This is a genomic window from Brevibacterium otitidis, assembly GCF_042429315.1.
Lineage (GTDB): Bacteria > Actinomycetota > Actinomycetes > Actinomycetales > Brevibacteriaceae > Brevibacterium > Brevibacterium otitidis.
In genome coordinates this window covers 17,273-27,739 of sequence record NZ_JBHMAU010000048.1, presented here as the reverse complement: position 1 = coordinate 27,739, position 10,467 = coordinate 17,273, and the positions used below count along the sequence as shown (strand labels likewise).

Here is a 10,467-nt window from a genome sequence, read left to right as displayed (position 1 = left end):
TCTGCCGAGAACCTGGCCGTGGGCGACGGAGTTCTCACGGCTCTGGCAATCAACGTTGGGGCCACCCCGGACAATGCCGGCCTGATCAACCCGCCCTTGGAAGGGCGCCCGAGACCGGAGTCATGGAGGAGACCCTGGCAAGCGAAGTGTGGAAGAGACCGGTGAAAGGCCGGGACACTACCTCCTGCCCACTCATCGCGTCCGCGCTCGAATCCGAATGAACCCCCGGACATCAAGCAGATCGGTGGATCAAGGCTTAGTGAAGAACGTCAGCGGCTTGTCATCGCCGGCGCAGGCCGTATAGGTGATCCCATCGGGTCCGGGGTACCGGACTTGCCAGCGGCCGGAGGGGAGCTTCCGCAGCCTGCCCCACGCCTCGCGCTTGCCCGCGCTGTTCTCCTTCTTCGTCGAGCTCATCATGCCCTACGGTAGACGCTCGTGGACAGGAGCGGGCAGCCGCGCCCCTTTGTGCCCCTCGCTCCCGAAGGAGGGAGGAATCCGCGAGATCCTGCGGATTCTCGGCCCGTCTCCAAGTTGCGGAGGGCACGAAGGGGCACGACATCAGGGGCACGCCTGTCCCGAATTCCGCTTGGCGTGTCGCCCCGCCTCCATTGAGCAGGTACGCGCGTGCCCCATCGGTCGGCTATTGGTGTTCATCTCTGTCCTCCTCTGTCTGATGAGAGAAGGCACGAAAAGACGCCCGGAGCTGCGATAAACCGCAGTTCCGGGCCTCTCACCAGCCCTTTTCAGGGCCGAGCTAGATCAAGGGTCTTAGAAGTCCCAGTCTTCGTCTTCGGTGTTCTCGGCCTTGCCGATGACGTAGGACGATCCGGAGCCGGAGAAGAAGTCGTGGTTCTCATCGGCGTTCGGCGAGAGCGCCGACAGGATCGCCGGGTTCACGTCGGTGACCGATGCCGGGAACATCGCTTCGTAGCCCATGTTCATGAGAGCCTTGTTGGCGTTGTAGTGCAGGAACTTCTTGACGTCCTCGGCCAGCCCGACGGAGTCGTACAGATCGTGGGTGTACTGCACCTCGTTCTCGTACAGCTCGAAGAGCAGCTCGAAGGTGTAGTCCTTGAGCTCCTGCTTGCGGGCGTCGTCGACCTCGGCGATTCCGCGCTGGTACTTGTAGCCGATGTAGTACCCGTGCACGGCCTCATCGCGGATGATGAGGCGGATGAGGTCCGCGGTGTTCGTCAGCTTCGCCCGGCTCGACCAGTACATCGGCAGGTAGAAGCCGGAGTAGAAGAGGAAGGACTCCAGGATCACCGAGGCGACCTTGCGCTTGAGCGGATCGTCCCCACGGTAGTACTTGAGGATGATCTGCGCTTTCTTCTGCAGCGACGGGTTCTCCGTCGACCACCGGAAGGCGTCGTCGATCTGGCGGGTGTTGGCCAGCGTCGAGAAGATCGACGAGTAGGACTTGGCGTGCACCGACTCCATGAAGGCGATGTTCGTCAGCACGGCCTCTTCGTGCGGGGTGCGGGCGTCGGGCAGCAGGGAGACCGCGCCGACGGTGCCCTGGATGGTGTCGAGCAGGGTCAGTCCGGTGAAGACGCGCATGGTGAGCGTCTTCTCCTCATCGGTCAGCGTTGCCCACGACTGCACGTCGTTGGACAGCGGCACCTTCTCCGGCAGCCAGAAGTTGGCTGTCAGCCGATCCCAGACCTCGAGGTCGACATCATCCTGGATGCGGTTCCAGTTGATTGCGTCCACATGGGACACGAGCTTGAGCTGCTCGGTCATGTTCACTCCTGATGATTCAAAGATGTGGTGAAGCGGTCCGCTGCCTGCTCAGAGCATGCAGGAGACGCAGCCTTCGACCTCAGTGCCCTGCAGAGCCATCTGCCGGATGCGGATGTAGTACACGGTCTTGATGCCCTTGCGCCAGGCGTAGATCTGCGCCTTGTTGACGTCGCGGGTGCTGGCAGTGTCCTTGAAGAACAGCGTCAGCGACAGTCCCTGGTCAACGTGCTGAGTGGCCTCAGCGTAGGTGTCGATGATCTTCTCGTAGCCGATCTCGTAAGCGTCCTGGTAGTACTCGAGGTTGTCGTTCGTCATGAACGGCGCCGGGTAGTACACGCGGCCGATCTTGCCTTCCTTGCGGATCTCGATCCGCGAGGCGACCGGGTGGATCGACGAGGTCGAGTTGTTGATGTACGAGATCGATCCGGTCGGCGGCACCGCCTGCAGGTTCTGGTTGTAGATGCCGTGCTCGGCGACCTGAGCCTTGAGCTCCTCCCAGTCCTCCGGGGTCGGAATGTCGACTCCGGCGTCAGCGAAGAGCTGCGCGATGCGTTCGGTGCGCGGCGTCCAGTCGCCCTTGATGTACTTCTCGAAGTACTCCCCGGAGGCGTACTTCGAACGCTCGAAGCCCTCGAAGGCCCGGCCGCGCTCCTTGGCGAGCAGCATCGAGGAGCGCACGCAGTGGTAGGCGACGGTGTAGAAGTACATGTTCGTGAAGTCCAGGCCCTCGTCGGATCCGTAGTGGATCCGCTCACGGGCGAGGTAGCCGTGGAGGTTCATCTGCCCCAGGCCGATCGCATGCGACATGTCGTTGCCGCGGGCGATCGAGGGCACCGAGTCGATGTTCGACGCCTCGGACACGGCCGTCAGGCCGCGGATGGCGGTCTCGACGGTGCGGCCGAAGTTCTCCGAGTCCATCGTCATGGCGATGTTGAGCGAACCGAGGTTGCAGGAGATGTCCTTGCCGACCTCGGCGTAGGACAGATCAGCGTGGTAGGTGCTGGGCTCGGAGACCTGGAGGATCTCCGAGCACAGGTTGGACATGATGATCTTGCCGTCGACCGGGTTGGCGCGATTCACCGTGTCTTCGTACATGATGTACGGGTACCCGGACTCGAACTGGATCTCAGCCAGGGTCTGGAAGAACTCGCGGGCGTTGATCTTCTTCTTCTTGATGTGCGGATTGTCGACGAGCTCGTAGTACTTCTCCGTCACCGAGATCTCGCTGAAGGGAACCCCGTATTCGCGCTCGACGTCATAGGGGCTGAAGAGGTACATGTCCTCGTTCTTCTTCGCCAGCTGGAACGTGATGTCCGGGATGACGACACCGAGGCTGAGGGTCTTGATCCGGATCTTCTCATCGGCGTTCTCGCGCTTGGTGTCGAGGAAGTTGTAGATGTCCGGGTGGTGGGCGTGCAGGTACACGGCACCGGCACCCTGGCGTGCGCCGAGCTGGTTGGCGTAGGAGAAGGAGTCCTCCAGCAGCTTCATGATCGGGATGACGCCCGAAGACTGGTTCTCGATCTTCTTGATCGGGGCACCGGACTCACGGATGTTCGTGAGCGCGAACGCCACACCGCCGCCGCGCTTGGACAGCTGCAGAGCGGAGTTGATCGAGCGGCCGATCGACTCCATGTTGTCCTCGATGCGCAGCAGGAAGCACGAGACGAGCTCACCGCGCTGGCGCTTGCCGGCGTTGAGGAAGGTCGGGGTGGCCGGCTGGAACCGACCGGAGATGATCTCCTCCATCAGCTGGGTCGCCAGCTGCTCATCGCCGCGGGCGAGGAACAGGGCGACCATGACGACGCGGTCCTCGAAGCGCTCGAGGTAGCGCTTGCCGTCGAAGGTCTTGAGCGTGTACGAGGTGTAGAACTTGAACGCGCCGAGGAAGGTCTGGAAGCGGAACTTCTTGGCATACGCCTGCTTCGAGAGCTGCTCGATGAACTCGAAGGAGTACTGGTCGAGGACTTCCTTCTCGTAGTAGTCGTGCTCGACGAGGTAGTCGATCTTCTCCTTGAGGTCATGGAAGAAGACCGTGTTGTTGTTGACGTGCTGCAGGAAGAACTGCCGGGCCGCCTGACGGTCGCGGGCGAACTGGATGCGTCCCTCGGAATCGTAGAGGTTGAGCATCGCGTTGAGTGCGTGGTAATCGAGGTCCGTTTCCTCGCGGATGATCGCTTCTAGGTCGCGGTCTTCAACGGTTGTTGACACAGTGAATCCAATCCTTTGTTGACTTTCTCGACGTCCTCTGGGGTGCCGAGCAGCTCGAAGTTGAACAGCAGCGGCACCTGGCACTTGGCCGCCACCTTGTAGGCGGCCGCGCAATAGTACTCACCGAAGTTCGTATTGCCCGCGCCGATGACGCCGACGAGAAGATTGCGGTTCTCCTCGACGTTGAGGAACTTGATGACTTGTTTGGGGACGGCTCCGCGGTTCTTGCCCGCACCGTAGGTGGGGGTGATAAGCACGAACTGCTCACTCACGATCGGAGTCGGGTCCTTGGTCAGCAGGGGAAGTCGCAGGCCCGGATGGTCCAGCTTGTTGACGAATTTGTGCGTGTATTCCGATCCGCCCGAATAGTAGACGACGAGCACAGCAGCATCACGACGCCGCGACTGAGGCGCTCGAACCGCTTCCGGCGAGGGTGGCGATCTTGTCCGGGCGGAAGCCCGACCAGTGATCGTTGTCGGTCACGACGACCGGAGCCTGCATGTAGCCCATGGCCTTGACGACGTCGAGCGCACCGGGCTCCTCCGTGAGGTCGACCGCACGGTAGTCGATGTCGCGCGAGTCGAGCGCACGGAACGTGGCGTTGCACTGGACGCACGCGGGCTTGGTGTACACGGTGATCATGAGGTGATCCTCCACAGGAAGTCGGTATGTGATGCAGTGTTCTGACGGGTGACATCCGGGGCTCTCCGCATCCTGGCGCCGTTCAGTGCGTTGTGCCGGGAGTGCGCTTCAACCACTAGATGTTGTGTTTGACCCCTACGGTACCCCTAGATCATGTGTTACACCAGTGTGATTTGCTGCGTGTCAGGTGTTTTGCACAACCCGTGCGCGACCGTCCTCCACGCTATCCACATCGTGTGAACAACACCTGTGTAACTCGTTGGCCAGCAACCATGCGGGCAAGGACGATTCATCCCCCGGAACCCCGCACAGGACGTCCCCACGAGAATCGGCGCTATCCACAGCCGAAAAATCTTCTGAATTATTTTTCGGCCGCCGGACGCGCGTCCGATGCAGCGGCGGATGCCACCGCCTTCCTGTGATGACTGCCGTGCTGCCCGGGGCGACGATGGCACATATGTGACAGGCCTGCCACACAGGGGACCGGCAGACGTCGGTGCTGGCCGATAGTGTGGGAACCACGCAGAACCACACGAGCTGTGCCGGCCCGGGCCCGCGCAGGCAACATGAGGAGCAGCATGGCAACCGACGAGCGTCCGGCCAATACACAGGAGATCAACCAGGCGCAGGCGATCCTGGCGCGGATCCAGAAGTACCTCGATTCCCTCGTCGTCGGACAGGTGCGGCTGCGGGAGACGCTGCTGCTCGGGCTGCTGACCGGTGGACACCTGCTGCTGGAGAGTGTGCCCGGCCTGGCGAAGACGACCGCCGCAGCTGCGCTGGCCGACTCCGTCGAAGCCTCCTTCAACCGCATCCAGTGCACCCCGGATCTGCTGCCCAGCGACATCATCGGCTCCCAGATCTACAACTCCTCGACCGGCGCGTTCGAAACGCAGCTGGGCCCGGTGCATGCCAATCTCGTGCTGCTCGATGAGATCAACCGCTCGAGCGCGAAGACGCAGTCGGCGATGCTGGAGGCGATGCAGGAGAAGCAGACGACGATCGGCGGGCGCACCTACCCGCTGCCGCAGCCGTTCCTCGTCATGGCCACGCAGAACCCGATCGAGCAGGAGGGCACCTACCAGCTGCCGGAGGCCCAGCTCGACCGCTTCATGCTCAAGGATCTGCTCGACTATCCGACCCCGGATGAGGAGATGGAGATTCTGCGCCGGCTCGATGCCGGAGTCTTCGACAAGGCCGCAAAGATGCCGCCGGCATGCACCCTCGACGATGTGCAGACGCTGCGCACCTACGCCTCCAGCATCTACATCGACCCGGCGATCAGCCGCTATCTCGTCGAGATCGTCACCGCGACCCGCAACGCCGGACGCTACATCGGCCCGCTTGCCGGGTTCATCGAGTGCGGCGCCTCTCCGCGCGCCTCGATCGCCTTCACCAACGCCGCCCGCGCACTGGCGATGGTCCGCGGGCGCAACTACGTCATCCCCGAAGACATCAAGGATGTCTCCCACCGGGTGCTGCGCCACCGCATCCTGCTCAACTTCGAAGCCGTTGCTGAGGACGTCCGCGTCGAGCGGATCATCAGCGATCTGCTGGCGGCTATCAGGACTCCGTGATGACCGCTCTGCTGACGAAGGTCAAGGCGACGATGACGATCCACGCGCACCGCAAGATGCGCGGGCTCCTCGACGGCGAATACGCCTCGATCTACCACGGCCACAGCATGGACTTCGATGATCTGCGCGAATATGTCGTCGGTGACGAGATCCGCGACATCGACTGGAAGGCCACCGCCCGGCACACCACTCCGCTCGTCAAGCGCTATGTCGCCCATCGGCGCCACGCGCTGGGCATCATCGTCGACTCCGGCCGCAACTTCGATGCGATCGCCGCCGGCGGTGAGAGCAAACGCGAGCTGGCGATCCTGCTGGCGGGCATGACCGGGTATCTGGCCGTGCGCCACGGCGATGACATCATGCTCATGCACGGCGACGCCGGTCAGACCGCCCCGAGCCGGCTCAAAGGCACCGAAGCTCATCTGGAGCAGCTGCTGCGCGGCATCCAGGCCGCCGGCGGACGCGGCCGGGCCTCCGATGTGCGCACCCAGCTGACCTGGGCGGCGGAGCACCTGCGCCGGCGGATGATGCTGCTCGTCATCGCCGATGATGTCGCGCTCACCGACGCGGACCTGCCGCTGCTGCGCCGGCTGAGCGCCCAGCACGAGATGATGTGGCTGACCGTCTCCGATGCGCACCTGACCGGGTTCGGGCGCGGCACCACCCCTTTCGACATCTCCGATGACCGGCAGCTGCCGATTCCGCATGAGCTGCTCGGCGGCCGCGAGCTGGCCGAGCAGTATGCGCATGCTGAAGCTGAGCGCAAGCACCGCACCGAGGGCTTCCTCCGCTCTGCCGGCATCGCCCATGTCCGCGTCGACGACTCCCGCACTGCGCTGCGCCAGCTGCGTCGGCTGATGAGGAAACAGCATGCTCTTCGCCGCTAGTCTGCATCCAGCCCTCGGCCCCAGCGATTGGTGGTTCGCCGCCTTCGTCTTCACGGGGCTGGCCGCCTGCGTGTTGCTGCTGTGGCCGCTCGGCGCTCGTCTGTACCGCGCCGGGCTGCGCAATGACGGCCCCCGAGCGGTGCCGGCGCGGGTGCGCCACAAGTACTTGGTGACCGTCGACGAGGTGGAGAAGTCCTGGCAGTCCGGTGAGCTGAGCGATCGCGAGGTCGCGCACCGGCTCTCAGAGATGGTGCGCGACTTCGCCGATGACGCCTGGAACCTCAAGATCACGCATATGACCCTGCGTGAGCTCAAGGCCTACCGGCTCGGGACGGTCGCGGCCGTCGTCGAGCGGCTCTATGCCGATGAGTTCGCCCGGGAGGAGCCGGAGAGCGCCGGCGATCAGATCGCACAGGTCAGGGGGCTGGTCAACCGATGGTCCTGACATTCTGGTGGCTCGCCCTCGCCCTCATCCCCGTGCTGGCGGTGGGCATCTGGCTGCTCTCCCGCCCCCGCGGGCATGAGCGCTACGGCCGGGTGCCGGTCGCCCACATCCGCCGGCTGACTGCGCTGCCGGCCTTCGCCCGCGGCCGCAGCCGGCTGCTCATCGGCGCCCTGGCGGTCTTCCTCGTCACCCTACTGCCGATCCTCTCTGCGCTTGTGGGCATCGCCCGTCCCGCCACAGTGCAGACCATCACCCCTGACCAGCACCGCCGCGATGTCGTGCTGTGCCTCGACGCCTCCGGGTCGATGACGAGCTTCGACGCCGATATCGTCGACGCGTACATCGACATGCTCGACTCCTTCCAGGGTGAGCGCATCGGCATGACGGTGTTCAACGCCACCGCGGTGACGGTCTTCCCGCTCACCGATGACTACGAGATGGTCCGCGAGTTCCTCGAGGAGGCCCGCCTGGGCTTCGAGAGCTGGGGCGCACGGGGCTTGAGCTTCACGGCCGGCACCGTCGACCCGACCGGCACCGGCTCGTCGCTCATCGGCGACGGCCTGGCCTCGTGCATCAGCTCCTTCGACAAGCGCGAGGACACGGAGCGGTCGCGTTCGATCATCTTCGCCACCGACAACGAGCTGGCCGGTGTGCCGATCTATCAGCTCGATGAGGCGACCGAGCTGGCTGTCGAACGCGATGTGCGCGTCTACACGCTCGCCCCGCCGTTCTCCTTCAGCGGCTCCGGCCCGCTCGATGAGCTCAAGGCCACCGCCAACCGCACCGGCGGCGAACACTATTCGATGCGCGGCGGACAGTCCGCTGTCGATGGGATCGTGCGCTCCATCCAAGAGCAGGAGGCGAAGCTGACCGATGCCACCCCGGTCGTGCTCGTCCACGATCAGCCGCGCGTTCCGCTCGTCCTGACGCTGCTGGGCGTCGTCGCCGCATTCGTGCTGGCTTGGAGGTTCCGACTGTGAGTTTCGCACCGATCATGCCGTGGCCGCTGCTGGCGGTGCTCGCCGTGCTGCTCATCGGCGGCTGCATCACTCTGGCCGTGTTCATCAGCCGGCGGCGCATCGCCTGGATTCTGCGTGCGGCAGCTGTCGGCCTGCTTATCACCGCATTCCTGCGTCCGGGAGTGCCGACGCAGGTGACGACCCTTGTGCCGGTCGCGGCAGCCGATGTCTTCCTGCTCGTCGACACCACCGCCTCGGTCGTGGCTGAGGACTGGGACGGCGACAAACCGCGGCTGGAGGGCATCCGCAGCGATGTCGATGCGCTGCTCGAGCAGCTGCCCGGAGCGCGCGTCAGCGTCATCACCTTCGACTCCCGTTCGACCGTGCGAGTGCCGCTGACCACCGACCATGCTGCGGTCCGCTCCGCGCTCGAGGTGATGCGCCCGGAGCGCACGACCGCCTCCACCGGCAGCACGGTCACCGCCGCCCGCGAGACCCTCGGGGACCGGCTGACGAAGAGCGAAGAGGACCGCCCGGACAATCAGCGCTTCGTGTTCTACTTCGGCGACGGTGAGCAGACTTCAGAGGAGCAGCCGGAGTCGCTGGCCGATATCGGCCAGCGGATCGACGGCGGCGGAGTGTTCGGCTACGGCACCGATGCCGGCGGCCGGATGCTGGAGACCGCCGGCTTCGACTGGTGGATCACAGACCCCTCGGACGAACCTGAGGAGGAAGAGGAGCCGGGCTACATCCAGGATCCGGAGACCGGGAAGGACGCGCTGTCGATCATCGATGAGGAGCAGCTCAAGACCATCGCCTCGGATCTGGGTGTCGACTACGCCCACCGGACTGCGGGCACGGATCTGCAGACTGCCGTGACGATGCCGGAGCTTCAGGAGCAGCACAACGCCGAATCGGTCGCCGATGGGCGCGAGGACTTCTTCTGGATTCCGCTGCTCGGCGTGCTCGTGATCCTCGCCATCGATGCGGGACGGTCGCTGGCGCAGTTCCGCGCCCTCAACCGGCTCTATGCACTGCTGCGGAGGTCGCAATGAGTCAGCAGCCCGACAAGCAGAAGCCGGAGGCCACGCAGCAGCCGCAGTCTGAACAGAGCGCACAGGCGGCGCAGAAAGCGCAGCCCGCCCGGAAGCAGCCGGTCGCCCCGAAGCGCCGCAAGCGGGTGTGGCCGCACCTCATCCGCGGGGTGCTCGGCGGCCTGCTCGCAGTCGTCTTCATCTACAGTCTGGTCTGCTGGTGGACGCTGCACCGCGCTGACCGCGCGTTCCAGCAGGCCGCCTATGACGACACCGTGCGGCTGTCGGAGCGGTTCGAGAAGATCAGTCTCTTCGAACACCACAAGGCGCCGTTCAACATCGGCACCGTCGCAGCGGTGGAGAACCGCCTCGATGACGCGCAGCCGCTGCTGGAGCGAGCCCTCGATCTGACCCCTGTGGCAGATGAGTGCGCCGTGCGCTTCAACCTCGCCTACGTCTATGAGAAGCAGGCCGATGAGTTCGCCGCCGCTGAGGACACCGATGCCGCCAATGAGAAGTTCGATCTGGCGCGGGTGACCCTGCAGGAGGCTCCCGAGGAGTGCCGACCGGAGGGCGGCAGCACCGATGAGCAGATGGATGAGGCCGAGGAGCGCATCGACAAGTCGCAGGAGGAGATGAACAACCCCAGCGACGACGATGAAGGCGGCGACGGAGGAGACGACTCCGGCGGAGACAACAACGACGGCGGCGACGAAGGTGAGGACGAAGGAGACGGCTCCGACGACGAGGGCGACGACGGCGGCGAGGACGGCGAAGAGGAGAACGACGACGGCTCCGGCAGCGGTGACTCCGAGGAGCAGGAGGGCGAGTCGGCCGAAGAGCAGAAGCAGCGCCAGCTCGAGGAGCGCAACCGCCAGGCCGATCAGCGCCAGCGGGACGATCAGGACAACCGGCCGGACTCGTCCACGCCTAAGGGCAAACCCTGGTGACCGGCGCCGCGCGCGT

The 10,467-nt window shown here is 64.6% G+C and carries 11 protein-coding genes; 6 read left to right on the top strand and 5 right to left on the bottom strand.

Annotation, left to right across the window (positions count from 1 at the left end; all coding sequences use genetic code 11):
* Positions 1-249 precede the first annotated feature (249 nt).
* From ACFFN1_RS07495 to nrdH, 5 genes are all read right to left on the bottom strand, one after another.
* A complete protein-coding gene (locus ACFFN1_RS07495; protein WP_376840061.1) occupies positions 250-417 on the bottom strand; it encodes a hypothetical protein in 168 nt (55 codons plus the stop codon).
* A gap of 354 nt (positions 418-771) precedes the next feature.
* On the bottom strand, positions 772-1,746 hold the full coding sequence (gene nrdF / locus ACFFN1_RS07490) for a class 1b ribonucleoside-diphosphate reductase subunit beta (protein ID WP_376840060.1): 975 nt from the start codon (positions 1,744-1,746) through the stop codon (positions 772-774).
* Positions 1,747-1,794: 48 nt separating this feature from the next.
* Positions 1,795-3,957, bottom strand: coding sequence for a class 1b ribonucleoside-diphosphate reductase subunit alpha (nrdE, locus tag ACFFN1_RS07485; protein ID WP_376840059.1), 2,163 nt, complete (start codon positions 3,955-3,957; stop codon positions 1,795-1,797).
* Entirely contained in the window at positions 3,927-4,340 is a 414-nt protein-coding gene (gene nrdI / locus ACFFN1_RS07480) for a class Ib ribonucleoside-diphosphate reductase assembly flavoprotein NrdI (protein WP_376840058.1), read from the bottom strand. Before nrdI ends, nrdE begins: the two co-directional genes overlap by 31 nt.
* A 7-nt stretch (positions 4,341-4,347) precedes the next feature.
* A complete protein-coding gene (gene nrdH, locus ACFFN1_RS07475) occupies positions 4,348-4,599 on the bottom strand; it encodes a glutaredoxin-like protein NrdH (protein WP_376840057.1) in 252 nt (83 codons plus the stop codon).
* Positions 4,600-5,177: 578 nt separating this feature from the next.
* On the opposite strand from nrdH, the gene ACFFN1_RS07470 reads away from it, so the two are divergent.
* The 6 genes from ACFFN1_RS07470 to ACFFN1_RS07445 are packed head-to-tail and all read left to right on the top strand — an operon-like array spanning position 5,178 to position 10,451.
* A complete protein-coding gene (locus tag ACFFN1_RS07470) occupies positions 5,178-6,176 on the top strand; it encodes an AAA family ATPase (protein WP_376840056.1) in 999 nt (332 codons plus the stop codon).
* Entirely contained in the window at positions 6,176-7,063 is an 888-nt protein-coding gene (locus ACFFN1_RS07465) for a DUF58 domain-containing protein (RefSeq protein WP_376840055.1), read from the top strand. The genes ACFFN1_RS07470 and ACFFN1_RS07465 overlap by 1 nt, the downstream gene beginning before the upstream one ends.
* Positions 7,047-7,508: a hypothetical protein gene (locus ACFFN1_RS07460; RefSeq protein ID WP_376840054.1), complete on the top strand. Its 462-nt coding sequence runs from the start codon at positions 7,047-7,049 to the stop codon at positions 7,506-7,508. The genes ACFFN1_RS07465 and ACFFN1_RS07460 overlap by 17 nt, the downstream gene beginning before the upstream one ends.
* Positions 7,499-8,488, top strand: coding sequence for a vWA domain-containing protein (locus tag ACFFN1_RS07455; protein WP_376840053.1), 990 nt, complete (start codon positions 7,499-7,501; stop codon positions 8,486-8,488). Before ACFFN1_RS07460 ends, ACFFN1_RS07455 begins: the two co-directional genes overlap by 10 nt.
* Positions 8,485-9,522, top strand: coding sequence for a vWA domain-containing protein (locus tag ACFFN1_RS07450; RefSeq protein ID WP_376840052.1), 1,038 nt, complete (start codon positions 8,485-8,487; stop codon positions 9,520-9,522). The genes ACFFN1_RS07455 and ACFFN1_RS07450 overlap by 4 nt, the downstream gene beginning before the upstream one ends.
* Positions 9,519-10,451 (top strand): hypothetical protein, encoded by a 933-nt coding sequence (locus ACFFN1_RS07445; RefSeq protein ID WP_376840051.1) that lies wholly within the window; start codon positions 9,519-9,521, stop codon positions 10,449-10,451. Before ACFFN1_RS07450 ends, ACFFN1_RS07445 begins: the two co-directional genes overlap by 4 nt.
* Positions 10,452-10,467 lie beyond the last annotated feature (16 nt).